This window comes from Arthrobacter sp. FW306-05-C, from assembly GCF_021801725.1.
GTDB lineage: Bacteria > Actinomycetota > Actinomycetes > Actinomycetales > Micrococcaceae > Arthrobacter.
The window spans coordinates 949,078-966,195 of record NZ_CP084556.1 but is presented as its reverse complement, the minus strand read 5'-3'; the positions used below and the strand labels follow the sequence as shown (position 1 = coordinate 966,195).

Below are 17,118 nucleotides of genomic sequence, written 5' to 3'. Positions count from 1 at the left end.
GCAGGAAAGAATCAGTCCAAATCCGCCACGGATCCCAGCGCGTCCCAAGCGAAGCTGGCCAGCCAGTGGGTGGACATGAAGTCGCCGCTCTCCAGCCCGTGGAGTCCGGCTTTCAGCAGCGGATCCAGCGCCTCGACCAGGACAGCAGCGGCGGCGGAAGCCTCGGCGCTGCCGGATTCCCGAAGCGTGGCGATGATCCGGGCAACCTGCCCGGCCCGGGTCAGGTTCAGCCCGTGCAGGTGCACCAGGTAGCCGTCGGTTTCATCGGTGACGCTTACCGGCTGCAGGATGCGCGACTCCGCGGAAAGCCCCGGGAGGAACCCGGCGAACCACTCGGCGAACTCGTCCGCGGACAGCACGCGGCGCATCAGGTCCGCCTCGCTGAGTCCGGCGGACAGGAAATCCTGGCCGCTGAGCTCCCAGTCGCCCGGCCAGTCGCGGTCGTTACCGAACCATCCACGTGCCGCTTCCTCGCACGCCGTTGCAGCATCAACGCGGCCCAGTGACCGGAACGCGTCCAGCATGTAGCCCACGCCGAATGCGGCGTTGGTGTGCAGCCCGTGGCGCACGGGGTACTGGGCCTTCTGCATCCACGCAGCGCTGAGGTCCGCCACCGCATCCACCAGCGGTTCCAGCGCAGTGCCCCACTCACGCAACTGCGCATCGGTGGACGCAGAGCACGTCGCGGCCAGCCGCATCAGCCATGCCCAGCCGTAGGGCCGTTCCCAGGACGGATTGGCCAGCAGGTAGTCCCGCTCCACGGCCAGCTTGGCCGGCGTGAGGTTGGCGCCCAGGGCTTCCCGGAGCGACGCCTCTGTGGGGCCATCCACCCAGGCCGCCGGGCCGCCGTCGGACGCTCCTTCCGGTGCAGCCCCGCCAAGGGGTGACCCGGGGGTGCCGCCCAGCAGGCTGGCCCCCAGCCAGTGCATGTGCACGCAGGAGTGCCAGTCGAAGGAGGTGTAGAACGCGGGGTGGATTTGCTCCGGGGTGGGCCGGTCCTCGGCCGACACCTGCGTGTGGTGCGCCGAGTGCGGGTAGGGCTCGGAGAGGTTGCCCAGCACCACGGCCGCGTAGTCCGGGGCCGCCTGTACGCGGAGGTCGTTGTCCATCATGCTCCTTAGAAAGCCGGGGTCGGCGAAGAGGGTTAGTGGAAGGCCAGGAAGTACATCAGGGCGATGTTCACCGCCAGCAGCGGGATGGCCGTGCCCACTTGCGCCGTGATGACGCCGTACTTGTTGTTCATCTCCAGCAGTGCGGACGGCACCAGGTTGAAGTTGGCGGCCATCGGGGTGCAGAGCGTGCCGCAGAAGCCGGCCAGCATGCCGATGGCGAAGATGATGGCGGGATCGCCGTGGAAGGTCTGCACCAGCACGGGCCAGCCAATCGCCGCGGTCATGATGGGGAAAGCCGCGAAGCCGTTGCCCATGAGCACCGTGAACAGGAACATGCCGATGCAGTAGACCAGCACGCCGGCGATCAGTGAGCCCTTGGGCAGCAGGCCTGAGGCCAGGTTGCCCACGGCGGTGCCCACGCCGGCTTTGGTGAAGAGGATGCCCAGCGTGGTGAGCATCTGCGGCAGCAGCGCAGCCCAGCCGATCGATTCCAGGATGCGGCGGCTTTCGAAGATGGGCGTCGCCGGGTTCTTCGGCTTCAGGATCACAAGGGCGACGATGACGGCGGCCACGGCGCCGATGGCCAGGGCCACCAGCGTGGTGTTCTTGGGGTCGAGCAGCGGGGTGCCGCCGATGTTCAGCACGGGTGCAGCCAGCACCAGGATCACGGTGACCAGCGGCAGCGTAAGGGCCGGGATGAACAGCTTGTTGCCGAAGCGCTTGGCGTAGGACTCGCGCTCGGGGCCGGTGGACGTGCGGTGCTTGCCGTGGCCCAAGAGGCCGGTGGAGGCCAGCACCACCAGGACCAGGACTGCGACGCCCAGGATCCAGCCGGGCGCGGTGCCTGCCTGGACCCAGGTGCTGTAGAAGAAGCACAGGCCCAGGATGCCCCAGAAGGCGGAGCTGCCCCAGCGGCGGGGGTGGTTGGTGTCGGCGGCAATCAGCGATGCCCACGCGACGAACAGAATGCCGATCAGCCAGTAGACGGCTTCAACGTTGATCATTTGGCTTCTCCTGCGGCTTCCTTCGGGGCGGTGAGCTCGTACTCGCGGTATTCCTTGTCCAGCTGCTTGTCCAGGCGCAGGAGCCGGAAGCCGTGGATGAGGAACGCTGCGATGGCGGTGGGGATGGCCCACAGGGCCAGCTGGAGCGGCTCCAGGTGGAGGTGGTACGTGGTGTCAACGAACGTGGTGATCAGCAGGATGGAGCCGACGGCGACGAACACGTCCTCGCCGAAGAACACGCCTACGTTGTCCGCACCGGCGGAGTGGCCCTTGATCTTTTCGCTGATCTTTTCCGGCACGTGGCCGTAGCGGCGCAGCGCGGCGCCCTCGGCCATGGGGAAGACCAGCGGGCGGACGGTCTGGGCGTGGCCGCCGATGCTGTTCAGGCCCACGGCGGCGGTGATCTGGCGGACGGCCAGGTAACCGATGAGCACTCGGCCTGCGGTCAGCTTGGCCAGGCGGCCGATGAGGACCTTGGCCTGTTCCTGCAGCCCGAAGAACTCGATGATGCCCACCACCGGCAGCACCGCCACGAAGATGGTGACCGAGCGGCTGCTGGCAAAGCCGGTGCCGAACGCGTCCAGGATCTGCGCGGGGTTCATGCCGCCCAGCAGTGCGGTGACGATGCCGGCGACGGTGACGACAATCAGGGGGTTCAGGCGGATGGCGAAGCCAACGATCACCAGCAGCACCCCGATGAGTACAAGCATGACTATCCCTTCCCAGGGGACCCGTAAGGGTCTTTCAAAGTGGGGGCCGGCGCGTCTGTGCGGTTGGTCGTTGGGGGTGACGGCGCCGAGGGGCGGGAGCCCCGGTTGCGTTGGGACTGCAGGATTGTGTGAGCTGCAGGACAACGGTGTGATCTAAAGCATAGCTTTTTGTTCAACAATCCTGCAACCCCCTTTTGGCCGGGGTTGCTTTCAGCGGCCGACGGCGTCCAGCAGCTGGGTTTCGGCGCGGTCCAGGTAAGTGGCCAGGAAGTCCGCTGCCGCGGCTTTGTCCCCCGCCTCCAGCAGTTCCACGATGTGCGCGTTGTCCTCCACGTAGGGCTCATGGAAGGCCGGGTTGGCGGCCATGGAGTGGAACACGAGCCGCATCTCGGCCAGGACCTGTTCCATGAGGCTGTTGAGCCGCTCGCTGCCTGCCCGGTTCACGATGGCACGGTGGAAGTCCTGGTTGGCGCTGGCCATGCCGGGGATGTCCCCTTCCGCGGCGGCAGCCCTGGCCGCCTTAATGATGGCCGGCAGCGGCTCGATGGAGGTCTCGCCGGACCACAGCACGGCGGCCGGTTCCAGGAAGCGGCGCACGCGGTAGATTTCGCGGATGTCGTCGGGGGTGGGGTGGGCCACGAACACGCCGCGGTTGGGGATGCGGGTGACGATGTGCTCCGCGTGCAGAGCCGTAAACGCCTCGCGCAGGGTATTGCGGGATACGCCAAGAGCCTCGCGGAGGGCTTCCTCCGCGAGCTTGGAGCCGGGCTTGAGCAGGCCGGCCTCGATCCTGCTGCGCAGCTGGGCGGCCACCCAAAGGCCGGTTTCGGCGTGCTTTGTGGTCCTGGCCTGGGCTTGGAGATCGGCCAGTACCTCGTCAAACGTCATGGCACCACGATAACGGCAGGGCACCGGTCCCCTGTCCGCACCGGAGGGATTCCGCCATCATGGTGACCATGACGTGGCTTGACGGCCTGCGTTTCGACCCGATCGCCCCGCTGCTGTCGAGCGGGCACCCCGCGGTGCGCTCCTGGGCCGTCCGTGAGTTGGTCTCCGGGCCGGCAGGGCTGCCACCCGCCCGGGCACAGACGCCTGACGAGGCAATCTGGGATCTGCCGATCCCCCGCAGGATCGTGCGGCGCCAGGCGGCGAACGGGTCCTGGACCTATCCGGGAAGACGGCCCCGTGCCAGCACGGATTACGACCTGCTGGAGACCTACCGGCAACTCGGGTTCCTCGTCGACATGTTCGGGTTCACGCACCGGCATCCGGCTCTCGCCGCAGCCGCCGGCTATGTGCTCGCACACCAATCCGCCCAAGGTGATCTCCGCGGAATCTACGGCAACCAGGTGTCCCCCAACTACACTGCGGCCCTCATCGGGCTCCTGAGCAAAGCGGGGTACGGTGAGGATCCGCGCGTGGAACGGGCGTTCGACTGGCTTGAGGCGTCGCGGCAGGACGACGGCGGCTGGGCACTTCCGCTCCGTACGCGGGGTAGGAAACTTGACGCCCTCGACGAGCCGCAGACCATCACCGGCGACCCGGCGCAGCCGTTCTCGCATCTGATCACCGGGATCGTGCTCAGGGCATACGCGGAACATCCCAGGCACCGCGAAAGCACCTCCGCACAAAAGGCTGCGGAATTGCTGGCGGCCCGCTTCTTCGAGCCGGATGCCTATCCGGACAAGGGCCGGGCCGCCGACTGGACCGAGTTCAGCTTTCCTTTCTGGATGACAGACCTCGTTTCCGCCCTCGACGCCATCAGCATCATCCGGCCCGGGTTCAGGTCGCACAAAACCGACCAGGCGCGCGACTGGCTGGCCGCACACCAGGAACCGTCCGGCCTCTTCACCGGCCACCTGCTCCGGGACCGGTTCCACGACCTCCAGCTCTGGTTCAGCCTCGCAGTGTGCCGCGTGTTTGCGCGGATGCCCTTGTGAGGTGCGTCAGGAAATGGTGGTGAGCACCTGCCCGGGCCCGACGGCGTCTCCGGCGGCAGCGTACAGCTCACCGAGGGTGCCGGCACGATGGGCGGCCACGGCGGTCTCCATCTTCATGGCCTCGAGCACCAGCACCGTCTCCCCCTCCTCAACGCTGGACCCCGGCGCCGCCAGCCACTTCACCACGGTGCCGGCCATGGTTGCCAGCAGGTCGCCGTCGTTCTTCTCCGCTTGGGTCTCCGCGTGGCTCTCCGGAGCGTCCGCAGACCGGCGGCCGCCGCCGTCGAGCAGCGAATCCAGCAGCGCCTTGGGCAGCCCCAGCTCCATCCGCTTGCCGTCCACCTCGATGCCGATGGTCCGGCGGGGCTCCTCCGGAGCGGCGGGGCTGAATGCCGGATCCGCGTCGAGCACGGTGGCGAACTCGTTTTCGATCCACGTGGTGTAGACCCCCAGGGCATCCGTGCCGGTGAAGTCCGGGGCATCCACCACCGCGCGGTGGAAGGGCAGCACGGTGGCCAGGCCGCCGATGCGGAACTCGCGGAGGGCACGGCGGGCGCGGCGGAGGGCCTGCTGCCGGTCGGCGCCGGTGACCACCAGCTTGGCCAGCAGGGAATCGAACTGTCCGGGCACCACGGACCCCGCGCGGACCCCGGTGTCCAGGCGGATCCCCGGTCCGGTTGGCACCTCAAACTCCGTTACCGCGCCTGGGGACGGCAGGAAGCCGCGGCCCGGATCCTCAGCATTGATGCGGAACTCGAAGGCGTGGCCGCGGGGTTCCGGATCCGCCAGGATGGGAAGCTTCTCCCCTGCCGCGATGGCCAACTGGGCGGCCACCAGGTCCACGCCCGAGGTTTCCTCGGTGATGGGATGCTCCACCTGCAGGCGGGTGTTGACCTCCAGGAAGCTGAGGAAGCCGCTGCCGTCCAGCAGGTACTCCACGGTACCCGCGCCGACATAGCCTGCCTCACGGCAAATGGCCTTTGCCGAGGCATGGATTTCCGCGCGCTGTTCGGGGGTGAGGAACGGCGCAGGAGCCTCTTCCACGAGCTTCTGGTGGCGGCGCTGCAGCGAGCAGTCCCGCGTGCCCACCACCACCACGTTGCCGTGCGTATCCGCGATGACCTGGGCCTCAACGTGGCGGGGCCGGTCCAGGAACTTCTCCACGTAGCATTCGCTGCGGCCAAAGGCCGCCAGGGATTCGCGGACGGCGGAGTCGAAGCTTTCCTCGATGTCGGCCAGGTTCCGGACCACCTTGAGGCCGCGGCCGCCCCCGCCGAAGGCGGCCTTGATGGCCACCGGCAGGCCCACCTGTTCGGCGAAGGCGCGCACCTCTTCAGCACTGTCCACCGGACCGTCGCTGCCCGGAGCCAGCGGGGCGCCGGCGCGGACCGCCACCTCGCGGGCGCTGACCTTGTCGCCCAGCAGCCGGATGGTTTCCGGGGAGGGGCCGATCCAGGTCAGGCCGGCATCCATGACGGCCTGGGCGAAGGCGGCGTTTTCGGACAGGAAGCCGTAGCCGGGGTGGACGGCGTCGGCGCCGCTCTTCGCCGCGACGGCCAGGATCTTTTCGATGTCCAGGTAGGTCTCCTGGGGCCTGGATCCTGCCAGCGAGTAGGCCTCCGTGGCGGCTTGGACGTGGAGCGCGTCGGCGTCGGGGTCCGCATACACGGCCACGCTTTCCAGGCCTGCGTCGTCGCAGGCCCGGGCGATCCGGACGGCGATTTCGCCGCGGTTGGCAATGAGGACTTTACGCATGGGAGCTTTCCTTAAGTGTTTCGGGCAGTGCTGCCGAAGGTGGTGCAGCGGCGAACCGCACGGTGGTGCCCGGCGGAAGTTGGGCGGCCTTGTCCAGGTCCGCGTGGACGACGACGGCAATCACCGGATAACCGCCTGTCACCGGGTGGTCGGAGAGGAAGAGCACGGGCTGCCCTTCGGGCGGCACCTGCACGGCGCCGCGGACGGTTCCTTCGCTGGACAGTTCGCCGTCGCGGCTGCGGCTGAGTGACTGGCCCTTCAGTCGCAGGCCGATGCGGTTGGACTGCGGCGTCACGGTCCACTCCTGTTTGAGGAAGTCCTGCAGGGTTTCGCAGCTGAACCAGTCCTGCCTTGGTCCGGGAACCACCCGAAGCACGGTGGCCTGGTCCGACTCCGGGAGGGGTGACACCTCCGGGTGGCCCACCACGCTGCCAGGATTGGCCGGCTCCACGGGCAGGACGGTGCCGGCCTCGAGCAGATTAGGGCCAACGCCTGACATGGTGTCCGTGGAACGGCTGCCCAAGGCTTCAGGGCCGCCGATTCCGCCGCGGACCGCCAGGTAGGACCGCAGCCCCCTCGTCGCGTTCCCTACTTTGAGCATCTCCCCCGCCAGCAGCGCGAAGGGGGCGTCGCACTCTGGGTGCCGTGCCGGCGTCGTGCCTCCTTTGCTGGCCGGCGTGATCTCCAGCGGAACCTCCGCGCCGGTCACGGCAAGGACCTGGTCGGTGAGGGCTTCCAGCTCGAGTCCGCCGAAGAGGAGTTCGATTCCCGCTGCGCCTTCGCGGTTGCCCACCAGGCGGTTGGCGCGTCGCAGGGCTCCGCGGTCCATTGCGCCGGCGCTGCTGACGCCCAAGGAAGCGAAGCCGGGGCGGCCCAGGTCCTGGATGGTGGCCTGCAGGCCTGGCTTCCGGACGATGAGGCCCGCGCCTTCTCCTGCCGGGAACTCCTCTTCTGCCGGCTGGTCTTCTGCCGGCTGGCGGGTTTCTGCCTGCTGCCCCGCCGTCACAATGGCCTGGGCCCGGACCGCGTTGAACCTGACGGTATCGCCGGGCCGGATCAGGGCGGGGTTCTCCCGTCCGAGGTCCCACATCACGGCGTCCGTGCGGCCGATCAGCTGCCAGCCGCCCGGTGACTGCCGCGGGTAGACCGCCGAATAGGCGCCTCCCAGGGCGACGGCGCCGGCGGGCACAGCGGTTCGGGGTGACCGGCGTCGGGGAACCTCCAGGCTGGGGTTTTCGCCGGTGAGGTAAGCGAAGCCCGGTGCGAAGCCAGCGAAGGCGGCAGTCCAAAGCTGGCCTGTATGGGCGGCCACCACTGCCTCACGGCCCAGGCCGGTGAGCGACGCGACCTCGTCCAGGTCCTCGCCGTCGTACACCACATCGATGGTGACCAACGCGCTCTGGATTTCCGCAGGCGCGTCGAGGTCAAGGCCGCGGACGTGCGCGGCAAGAGCCCCTATAGCCTGCGATGATTCCGCGGTGACCAGGACTGTGGCGGCGGCAGCAATGACGTCGATCTGGCCGGACTGGGGGTGTGCGGTGAGCTGGGCCTGGAGGCTCAGCACGGCGTCCAGGGACGAGAGCTCAACCAGGATGGCCCGGTTCCCGGCGGGGCGGATGCCGGTTACTTCTGCATGCGTGGCCTTACTGGCCTGCTGCTGGATGGGGGCCATGGCTAGGCGAAGCTTTGGATCTGGATGCCGGCGTTCTCCAGCGCGGAGCGGACGGCGGCAGCCATCGCCACGGCGCCGGGGGTATCGCCGTGCAGGCAGATGCTTTCGGCCTTGACAGGGACCAGCGATCCGTCGGTGGCACGGACCACGCCGTCGCCGGCCAGGCGCAGGACATGTTCGACGACGTCATCAACCTCATGCAGCACGGAGCCGGCTTCCCGCCGGGAGACCAGGGTGCCGTCCGGGTTGTAGGCGCGGTCAGCGAAGGTTTCGGCGACGGTCCGCAGCCCGGCGGCCTCGGCCTGGCGCTGGATTTCGGAGTTGGGGAGAACCATGAGGGGGAGGGTGGGGTCCACGGCGAGGATGGCGGCGACGACGGCGCCGGCCTGCTGCGGGTGGTTCACGATCGTGTTGTACAGGGCGCCGTGGGGCTTGACGTAGCGTACGGCGGTCCCGGCGGCGAGAGCCACGGCCTGGACGGCGCCGATCTGGTAGACGACGTCAGCGGTCAACTCTGCGGGGGTCATGTCCACGAAGCGGCGGCCGAATCCTGCCAGGTCCCGGTAGCCCGGGTGGGCGCCCACGGTGACGCCGGCCTTCACTGCTGCCTGGCACGTGGCCATAATGCCCACAGGGTCGCCGGCGTGGAAGCCGCACGCCACGTTGGCACTGGACACGCTTTCAAAAATGGCGGCGTCATCGCCGAAGGACCAGTTCCCAAAGGACTCGCCGACGTCGCTGTTCAGGTCGATGCTGGGCATTGTGATCTCCGTCTCGGATTGGTGTCCTTCAAGAATGCCCTAAAAACTCAGATTGTTCAACAATCCGCAGCCCCCTATTTCCTACTCTCCCCCGACGCCCGCTCACTTTTGGCAGGTTTTCCCCCGACGCCCGCTCGCTTCTGGCGGGTTCTCCCCCGGCGCCCGCTCACGTCTGGCGGGTTCTCCCCCGGCCCCCGCTCGCTTCTGGCGGGTTCTCCGCCGGCGCCAGCTCGCTTCTGGCGGGTTCTCCCCGGCGCCGGCTCACGTCTGGCGGGTTCTCCCCCGACGCCCGCTCACGTTTGTGTCAATGGCCAGTTGTTTCTGCCCACGGACGGCCACTAAAAGTGCCCACTGGTGGCCAGTAAAACTGCCCGGTTATGGCCAATAGATCTGCCCACTGATTGGTTCGGCGGGATTGGCCATCGTTGGGTTGGTCAGTTCAGTCGGGTGACTCCTTTTCCGGCGAGGGCTTGGGTGAGGCGGATGGAATCGCCGCTGGTTTGGCAGACGTGGGCGTGGTGCAGCAGCCGGTCAACGGTGGCGGTGGCGAGGGTTTTGGGCATGAGCTCGTCGAACCCGGCGGGGTGGAGGTTGGAGCTGATCGCGACGGACCGTTTTTCGTAGGCGGCGTCCACGACCCGGTAGAGGCCTTCGGCGGCGTCGGTGGCCACGGGCAGCAGGCCAATGTCGTCGATGACCACGAGTTCGGCGCGGAGGATCCGGGCGACGGCCCGGGTGACACTGTCATCGGTGCGGTGGGCGCGGATAAGGACACCGAGGTCCTCGAGCCTGAACCACGCGACCCGCATCCCGGCTTCGACGGCCTGCTGGCCGAGGGCTTCGAGGAAGAACGTCTTCCCCGTCCCCGAGGGCCCGCAGACGACCAGGTTTTCCCGCCGGCTGATCCATTCCAAGGTCCGGAGGGCTTGCTGGGTCGGGGCGGGGATGGAGGACGCTGCCTGGTCCCACGCCTCGAAGGTTTTTCCGGTCGGGAACCCAGCTGCTTTGCGGCGGGAAGCGAGCATGGACCGGGCCCGGCCAGCGGCTTCCTCGGTGAAGAGGGCTCTGATGACCTCGGCCGGTTCCCAGCGCTGGGCGCGGGCGGTCGCGATCAGGTCCGGTGCCAGCGCCCGGGCATGGGGCATTTTCAGGGACCGCATCAACGTTTCCAGGTCTGCCGGTAGCGGAGGGGCGGCGGTGTTGGGCGTGGTGACGGGGCTCATCGGGCCTCCTCCGGGGTGATCTTGGTCGTGGTGTTGGTTGCGGTGTTCAGAGCGGGGTTACCGATCGCGGCCCACGCACCTGTTCCCTGGGTCAGCGAGCTCGCTTCGTTGGCCGCGTGAGTGGTGGTGCGGCGGATGTTGGCGTTCAGGATCGAGGCGAGGTCCTGGTGCGCGAACCGGCCATGCAGGGCGGCGTCGCCGAGGGCGCGGTCGACCTGGTTGGTGCCGGCGATTTTGGCCAGCGTGACGGCTTCGGCCATTTTCACGTTCATCCGTGCCGTTCCGGCCGCGGCGGCCTCGATCAGCCAGGTTCTGGCGCCTTCGCCGATGGCCAGGAACGCGGCCTCGTCCGCGCTGCGGGCCCTGACCTCGTAATCGCCGGGGACCCTGGTCCGGGTTCCGGGGAAGTGTTCGTCGTTGATGGCGGGGCTGCCGGGCCGGGCCCGGTCGTGGCGGGCGACTTCGACCGGACCACCGGCGCCGTGGTGGACGATGATGACCTGCTCGCCGGGCCCGGTCCCGTGGGTTCGGACGAACACCCGGGCCCCGAGCAGGTGGGCCGGGACAGAGTACTGGGCGTTTTCGAAGGTGACCATCGGGGTGTTCTCCGGAACCATGCGGGCCAGACCGAACGCGACCGTGTGAGCAGTATCCGGGATCCGGTGCAACCGCGGGGCTTCCTCGGCGAGCATGGCCGCGGGCTTCCGCCGCGTCGTCCGGTGCTCACGGTGATTGACCTCGTCCATGAACGCCTGGCAGGCGGCCTCGACTTCGGCGAACGTGGCGTATTCGTCGCGGAGATTGGTGTCTTTGGGCACGAGGTCGGCCTTGGCGAGTTTCACGGACGCTTCGACTCCGCCTTTGGTTGCCGGGTCCGCGGGCTGGCAGGTCAGCACGGTCACCCCGTAGTGCCGGGCGAAGTCCAGGGTCTGCTGGTTCCGCACCGGGACCCCGGCAACATGGGCGGTGGTGACGGTCTTCTCGTTGTCCGTGAGTACATACGTTGGTGCTCCGCCGAGGATTCGGAAGCACCGGTCCAGGGCCGCGAAGACGCTCGGCGCCGTCCGGTCTTTGAGCGGGATCACGATGCGGAAGCGGGAGAACGCCAGCCACGCCACGAAAAGGATGGTCTTCACCCCGCCGATCCGTGGCCCGTCGCCGAAGTCGTACTGCAGCCACATGCCCGGTTCGGTGATCCAGGGCCGGTGGACGCGGGTGTGACCCAGCCGCCATGCCGCCTTGACCTGAGCGATCGCCCGTCGGGTGGAGCGTTCCGAACCCGTATAGCCCAGCGCGAGGAGCTTTGCGTGGGCCTTATCGGCCCGGATCCGGCCCTTGGAGGCCTCCACCCATTCTTCGATCTTAGGCAGGTACGGGTCGGTGACCCGGCCCCGGGCCGTTGGTTCCCCGATCGGCCGGCCGGCGTCCCGGGCGGCGACGTGTTTGGCAACGGTGTGGTGCGAGCAGCCCGTGAGCTCCGCGGTGGCGCGCAACGATCCGGTCAGATCGTAGGCAGCAAGAATTTCCATGATTTCTCCGTCAGACTTCATACAGGGCCTCTTCCTGGTTCGCTTGGTGCGCTTAGACACCGTCATCAAACCCCAGGGAGAGGCTCCCGCCGCTTAAGGCGCGGTCGGTTCAGTAAAAGAAGTGGGCAGATCTCATGGCCACCATCGGGCAGTTTTACTGGCCGTCAGTGGGCACTTTCGTGGCCGCCTATGGGCAGTTTTTCATGGCCGCTAACACGTTTGGCAGGTTTTCCCTGAAGGCCCGCTCTCAAGGCATCGTTACCAGGTGAGCGGGGGTTGATCGTTTACCCGCCAGAAGTGAGCGGGGGTTGATCGCTTACCCGCCAGAAGTGAGCGGGGGTTGATCGTTTACCGGTCAAAGGGGCTCTTCGTGGTTGGTGGGGAATTGAGTTCGTGTCGTTGAAGACAAGAGGGCCCGTGGCCCTGCTGGGATGAGTGTGTCTAGCATTCAACCTGGAACAGGACCACGAGCCTTTGAACGAGCCTACCGGGGTCGCAGCCGACGCTGCCACTATCCTCTTCAACCTGCCCGACTACCATGTCATCTCCACCACCATCACTGCCGGCCGGAGGCAGGTCATCGTTGAAACGGACCAGCTACCGGGCTGCCCGAGCTGCGGGGTCATCGCTTCCCGGCGGAAAGAGCGCCGCCTTCAACGGCTCCGTGATATTCCTGTCGCCGGGCCCGTGGAGGTCCTCTGGTCCAAGTACCGCTGGTACTGCGAGGAACCGGCCTGCGACCGGCTCTCGTTCTTCGAATCCACGCCCCAGGTCCCGCGCCATGCCCGGTCCACGAGCCGCCTTCGGGACCAGCTCGTGGACGCCGTCATCCGCTCCGGCCGGGCCGTCTCGGAGACCGCTGCCGGCTTCTCCGTGTCCTGGTGGATGGTCCGGGCTGCGGTGACCGAAGCCTGCCTGCTGCGGTTGCCCGACGTGGACAAGCTCAGCCCGCGGATGCTCGGCATCGACGAACACCGGTTCCGGTCCGTGCGCTACTTCCAGGACCCGTCAACGAAGGCGTGGACCCGGTTCGAACCCTGGATGACAACCATCGTTGATCTCGACACCGGCCAGGTCCTCGGTGTCGTCGACGGGCGGGACCACAAGGGCGTCGGGGACTGGCTGTTCGCCCGGCCCCTGGAGTGGCGCCTGGCCGTGCAGGTCGTCGCGATCGACCCCTCGGCGGCATTCCGTAAAGCGCTCCGGATGTGGCTGCCGCGCACGGCAGTCGCCGTTGATCATTTCCACCTGATCTCCCTGGCGAACCAGGCCATGACGGAGACCCGGCAGAACCTCTCGCAACAGGTCAAGGGCCGCCGCGGCCGGGCCATCGACAAGGCCTGGGCCCACCGCATGCTGCTCCTCCGGGGCGGCGACACCCTCAGCTGCAGGGCCGGCCGCCGACTCGAGGAAGTATTCACCCTGGACGATCCCACAGGAACCCTCCAGGCTGTTTGGAACGTCAAGGAACAACTCCGGGCACTACTCCGCACCGGCTCGCTCGAAGACGCCGCGACGGCCAAGACGGTACTCGAGGAACTGGTCAGGGCAGCCGCACGGCCGGAGACGAACAGGCTCTACCGAACCGTCTGCAGATGGTGGAAAGAGATAGAGGTGCTGATCATTACCGGCGCCACAACAGGGAAGGTCGAGGCCAACAACACCGCTATCAAGAACATCAAGCGAACCGCCCGCGGGTACCGCAACGCAGCCAACTACAAATCCGTTATTCTCTTACGAAGTGCCGTCCGGACGGCGGCATGACGCTCATTCCAGGGACCCGTTTCCCCACGAACCGCGAAGAGCCGTCAAAGGTGAGCGGGGGTTGGTGTTTTACCCGCCGGAGGTGGGCTGGGGATTCTGGGTGGTGGTGGGTGGTTGTTAAATGTGGGAGGCCCCAACCGTGTGGTTGGGGCCTCGACCAGTTAATGATGTTCCGGCGGTGACCTACTCTCCCACACCCTCCCGGGTGCAGTACCATCGGCGCTGTGGGTCTTAGCTTCCGGGTTCGGAATGGGACCGGGCGTTTCCCCCACGCTATGACCGCCGTAACCTTTTCACCCGAACCCCCCTGGTGTTGCCGGGGGTGGGAAGACTTTGTGGTTACAACATTGGTGGTGTTGTTGTATTCAGTTGTTGGTTCCGTGCCATCGACCCGTGTTGGGGGTTGTTGGTTGGGAACCACATAGTGGACGCAAGCAGAGTTTTGTATGTTCTGTGTGGTGTAAGTTGTTGGCCTATTAGTACCGGTCAGCTTCACGAGTCGTTAGTCCTCGCTTCCACATCCGGCCTATCAACCCAGTGGTCTGGCTGGGGGCCTCTCACACCCGAGGGTGTATGGAAATCTCATCTTGAAGCGAGCTTCCCGCTTAGATGCTTTCAGCGGTTATCCCATCCGAACGTAGCTAATCAGCGGTGCACTTGGCAGTACAACTGACACACCAGAGGTTCGTCCGTCCCGGTCCTCTCGTACTAAGGACAGCCCTTCTCAAATTTCCTGCGCGCGCAGCGGATAGGGACCGAACTGTCTCACGACGTTCTAAACCCAGCTCGCGTACCGCTTTAATGGGCGAACAGCCCAACCCTTGGGACCTACTCCAGCCCCAGGATGCGACGAGCCGACATCGAGGTGCCAAACCATGCCGTCGATATGGACTCTTGGGCAAGATCAGCCTGTTATCCCCGAGGTACCTTTTATCCGTTGAGCGACGGCCATTCCACAATGTACCGCCGGATCACTAGTCCCGACTTTCGTCCCTGCTCGAGATGTCTCTCTCACAGTCAAGCTCCCTTGTGCACTTACACTCGACACCTGATTGCCAACCAGGCTGAGGGAACCTTTGGGCGCCTCCGTTACTTTTTAGGAGGCAACCGCCCCAGTTAAACTACCCATCAGGCACTGTCCCTGACCCGGATTACGGGCCGAAGTTAGATGTCCAAAGTGACCAGAGTGGTATTTCAACGATGACTCCACCCGAACTGGCGTCCGGGCTTCAACGTCTCCCACCTATCCTACACAAGCCACTCCGAACACCAATACCAAACTATAGTAAAGGTCTCGGGGTCTTTCCGTCCTGCTGCGCGTAACGAGCATCTTTACTCGTACTGCAATTTCGCCGAGTTTATGGTTGAGACAGCGGGGAAGTCGTTACTCCATTCGTGCAGGTCGGAACTTACCCGACAAGGAATTTCGCTACCTTAGGATGGTTATAGTTACCACCGCCGTTTACTGGGGCTTAAATTCTCAGCTTCGCCTTGCGGCTAACCGGTCCTCTTAACCTTCCAGCACCGGGCAGGAGTCAGTCCGTATACATCGTCTTGCGACTTCGCACGGACCTGTGTTTTTAGTAAACAGTCGCTTCCCCCTGGTCTCTGCGGCCCCGATCCCCTCCCACCAGCGATGTGGTGTTCAAGGTTGGGGCCCCCCTTCTCCCGAAGTTACGGGGGCATTTTGCCGAGTTCCTTAACCATAATTCTCTCGATCGCCTTGGTATTCTCTACCTGATCACCTGTGTCGGTTTGGGGTACGGGCGGCTAAAACCTCGCGTCGATGCTTTTCTCGGCAGCATAGGATCACCAAATCCCCCCATACGGGGGTCCCATCAGATCTCAGGCCATATGAATGGCGGATTTGCCTACCATTCGCCCTACATCCTTAGACCGGGACAACCATCGCCCGGCTCGGCTACCTTCCTGCGTCACACCTGTTAATACGCTTGCCTCCCGGGATCAGGTCCTGCGCTCCACCAAAACCCTTCACCCACAAGGGGTGTCAGGCAGGTTTCGGGCAGTTAGTATCCCCCGCTCAGCATGGGCGGTTTTTCGCCGGTACGGGAATATCAACCCGTTGTCCATCGACTACGCCTGTCGGCCTCGCCTTAGGTCCCGACTTACCCAGGGCAGATTAGCTTGACCCTGGAACCCTTGATCATTCGGCGGACGGGTTTCTCACCCGTCTTTCGCTACTCATGCCTGCATTCTCACTCGTGTAGGCTCCACCACTGGTTTACACCGCAGCTTCACCGCCCACACGACGCTCCCCTACCCATCCACACTCCTGAACCACGAAGGCTAGGACAATATGTGAATGCCACAACTTCGGCGGTGTACTTGAGCCCCGCTACATTGTCGGCGCGGAATCACTTGACCAGTGAGCTATTACGCACTCTTTTAAGGGTGGCTGCTTCTAAGCCAACCTCCTGGTTGTCTGGGCAACTCCACATCCTTTCCCACTTAGCACACGCTTAGGGGCCTTAGTTGGTGGTCTGGGCTGTTTCCCTCTCGACTATGAAGCTTATCCCCCACAGTCTCACTGCTGCGCTCTCACTTACCGGCATTCGGAGTTTGGCTGACGTCAGTAACCTTGTAGGGCCCATTAGCCATCCAGTAGCTCTACCTCCAGCAAGAAACACGCAACGCTGCACCTAAATGCATTTCGGGGAGAACCAGCTATCACGAAGTTTGATTGGCCTTTCACCCCTACCCACAGCTCATCCCCTCCATTTTCAACTGAAGTGGGTTCGGTCCTCCACGACGTCTTACCGTCGCTTCAACCTGGCCATGGGTAGATCACTTCGCTTCGGGTCTAGATCACGCCACTCACACGCCCTATTCAGACTCGCTTTCGCTACGGCTGCCCCACACGGGTTAACCTCGCGACGTAACACTAACTCGCAGGCTCATTCTTCAAAAGGCACGCCGTCACCAGAATCAGACTGGCTCCGACGGATTGTAAGCACACGGTTTCAGGTACTGTTTCACTCCCCTCCCGGGGTACTTTTCACCTTTCCCTCACGGTACTGGTCCGCTATCGGTCATTAGGGAGTATTTAGGCTTATCAGGTGGTCCTGACAGATTCGCACGGGATTTCTCGGGCCCCGTACTACTTGGGATACTCTCACAGGCGGTACAAACACATTACGGTTACGGGACTAACACCCTCTCTGGCCGGCCTTTCAAAACCGTTCACCTATGCGCGCACATCACACCCCACCAGCCCGGCAGAACTGGTATGGAAAGTCCCACAACCCCGACCATGCAACGCCCGCCGGCTATCACACATGGAACGGTTTAGCCTGATCCGCGTTCGCTCGCCACTACTAACGGAATCACTATTGTTTTCTCTTCCTGCGGGTACTGAGATGTTTCACTTCCCCGCGTTCCCCCCACGCACCCTATGTGTTCAGGTACGGGTCACCAGGCAACTCACGCCCCTGGCGGGGTTTCCCCATTCGGACACCCTGGGATCACAGTCCGGTTATCGACTCCCCCAGGCTTATCGCAGATTCCTACGTCCTTCTTCGGCTCCTAATGCCAAGGCATCCACCGTGTGCTCTTAAAAACTTGACCACAAAGATCAAAAACATTTTCGAGAGAACCACAGAAACTGTCCCGCGCACCCAAAGGCACACG

Annotated in this window: 11 protein-coding genes and 2 rRNA genes; 2 read left to right on the top strand and 11 right to left on the bottom strand. The window is 65.1% G+C overall.

The window, feature by feature from the left end; translation table 11 throughout:
* Positions 1-11: 11 nt before the first annotated feature.
* The 4 genes from LFT44_RS04520 to LFT44_RS04505 form a co-directional block, all read right to left on the bottom strand.
* Complete coding sequence (locus LFT44_RS04520; RefSeq protein ID WP_236801311.1) at positions 12-1,109, bottom strand: DUF2891 family protein; 1,098 nt, start codon at positions 1,107-1,109, stop codon at positions 12-14.
* Between the two features lie 35 nt (positions 1,110-1,144).
* Positions 1,145-2,116 (bottom strand): DUF979 domain-containing protein, encoded by a 972-nt coding sequence (locus tag LFT44_RS04515; RefSeq protein ID WP_236801310.1) that lies wholly within the window; start codon positions 2,114-2,116, stop codon positions 1,145-1,147.
* On the bottom strand, positions 2,113-2,826 hold the full coding sequence (locus tag LFT44_RS04510; protein ID WP_142130864.1) for a DUF969 domain-containing protein: 714 nt from the start codon (positions 2,824-2,826) through the stop codon (positions 2,113-2,115). The genes LFT44_RS04515 and LFT44_RS04510 overlap by 4 nt, the downstream gene beginning before the upstream one ends.
* Positions 2,827-3,036: 210 nt before the next feature.
* The gene (locus tag LFT44_RS04505) at positions 3,037-3,714 is read right to left on the bottom strand and encodes a GntR family transcriptional regulator (protein ID WP_236801309.1); all 678 of its coding nucleotides are present in this window, start codon (positions 3,712-3,714) and stop codon (positions 3,037-3,039) included.
* 68 nt (positions 3,715-3,782) lie between these two features.
* Here LFT44_RS04505 and LFT44_RS04500 point away from each other — a divergent pair, with 68 nt between their 5' ends.
* Positions 3,783-4,766 (top strand): prenyltransferase/squalene oxidase repeat-containing protein, encoded by a 984-nt coding sequence (locus tag LFT44_RS04500; protein WP_236801308.1) that lies wholly within the window; start codon positions 3,783-3,785, stop codon positions 4,764-4,766.
* 6 nt (positions 4,767-4,772) lie between these two features.
* Here the strand turns inward: LFT44_RS04500 and LFT44_RS04495 are convergent, their stop codons facing one another.
* From LFT44_RS04495 to istA, 5 genes are all read right to left on the bottom strand, one after another.
* Positions 4,773-6,521: an acetyl/propionyl/methylcrotonyl-CoA carboxylase subunit alpha gene (locus LFT44_RS04495; RefSeq protein WP_236801307.1), complete on the bottom strand. Its 1,749-nt coding sequence runs from the start codon at positions 6,519-6,521 to the stop codon at positions 4,773-4,775.
* Entirely contained in the window at positions 6,514-8,193 is a 1,680-nt protein-coding gene (locus LFT44_RS04490; RefSeq protein WP_236801306.1) for a 5-oxoprolinase/urea amidolyase family protein, read from the bottom strand. Before LFT44_RS04490 ends, LFT44_RS04495 begins: the two co-directional genes overlap by 8 nt.
* A gap of 2 nt (positions 8,194-8,195) precedes the next feature.
* Positions 8,196-8,954, bottom strand: coding sequence for a LamB/YcsF family protein (locus LFT44_RS04485; RefSeq protein ID WP_236801305.1), 759 nt, complete (start codon positions 8,952-8,954; stop codon positions 8,196-8,198).
* 434 nt (positions 8,955-9,388) lie between these two features.
* Positions 9,389-10,177 carry an IS21-like element helper ATPase IstB gene (gene istB, locus LFT44_RS04480; RefSeq protein WP_236801304.1) on the bottom strand — a complete coding sequence of 263 codons (789 nt, stop codon included), beginning with the start codon at positions 10,175-10,177 and terminating at the stop codon, positions 9,389-9,391.
* Positions 10,174-11,727: an IS21 family transposase gene (gene istA / locus LFT44_RS04475; RefSeq protein ID WP_236801303.1), complete on the bottom strand. Its 1,554-nt coding sequence runs from the start codon at positions 11,725-11,727 to the stop codon at positions 10,174-10,176. Before istA ends, istB begins: the two co-directional genes overlap by 4 nt.
* Before the next feature lie 414 nt (positions 11,728-12,141).
* On the opposite strand from istA, the gene LFT44_RS04470 reads away from it, so the two are divergent.
* The gene (locus LFT44_RS04470) at positions 12,142-13,470 is read left to right on the top strand and encodes an ISL3 family transposase (protein WP_236798899.1); all 1,329 of its coding nucleotides are present in this window, start codon (positions 12,142-12,144) and stop codon (positions 13,468-13,470) included.
* A gap of 170 nt (positions 13,471-13,640) precedes the next feature.
* Here LFT44_RS04470 and rrf read toward each other — a convergent pair.
* Positions 13,641-13,757, bottom strand: a 5S ribosomal RNA gene (gene rrf / locus LFT44_RS04465).
* A 168-nt stretch (positions 13,758-13,925) separates the two neighbouring features.
* Positions 13,926-17,055, bottom strand: a 23S ribosomal RNA gene (locus LFT44_RS04460).
* Between the last annotated feature and the right edge of the window lie 63 nt (positions 17,056-17,118).

Coding starts and splice junctions, on each gene's coding strand:
- LFT44_RS04495 (WP_236801307.1), bottom strand. CDS start 6,521: ATGCGTAAAGTCCTCATTGCCAACCGCGGCGAAATCGCCGTCCGGATC.
- LFT44_RS04520 (WP_236801311.1), bottom strand. CDS start 1,109: ATGGACAACGACCTCCGCGTACAGGCGGCCCCGGACTACGCGGCCGTG.
- LFT44_RS04485 (WP_236801305.1), bottom strand. CDS start 8,954: ATGCCCAGCATCGACCTGAACAGCGACGTCGGCGAGTCCTTTGGGAAC.
- LFT44_RS04500 (WP_236801308.1), top strand. CDS start 3,783: ATGACGTGGCTTGACGGCCTGCGTTTCGACCCGATCGCCCCGCTGCTG.
- istA (WP_236801303.1), bottom strand. CDS start 11,727: ATGAAGTCTGACGGAGAAATCATGGAAATTCTTGCTGCCTACGATCTG.
- LFT44_RS04505 (WP_236801309.1), bottom strand. CDS start 3,714: ATGACGTTTGACGAGGTACTGGCCGATCTCCAAGCCCAGGCCAGGACC.
- LFT44_RS04510 (WP_142130864.1), bottom strand. CDS start 2,826: ATGCTTGTACTCATCGGGGTGCTGCTGGTGATCGTTGGCTTCGCCATC.
- LFT44_RS04515 (WP_236801310.1), bottom strand. CDS start 2,116: ATGATCAACGTTGAAGCCGTCTACTGGCTGATCGGCATTCTGTTCGTC.
- istB (WP_236801304.1), bottom strand. CDS start 10,177: ATGAGCCCCGTCACCACGCCCAACACCGCCGCCCCTCCGCTACCGGCA.
- LFT44_RS04490 (WP_236801306.1), bottom strand. CDS start 8,193: ATGGCCCCCATCCAGCAGCAGGCCAGTAAGGCCACGCATGCAGAAGTA.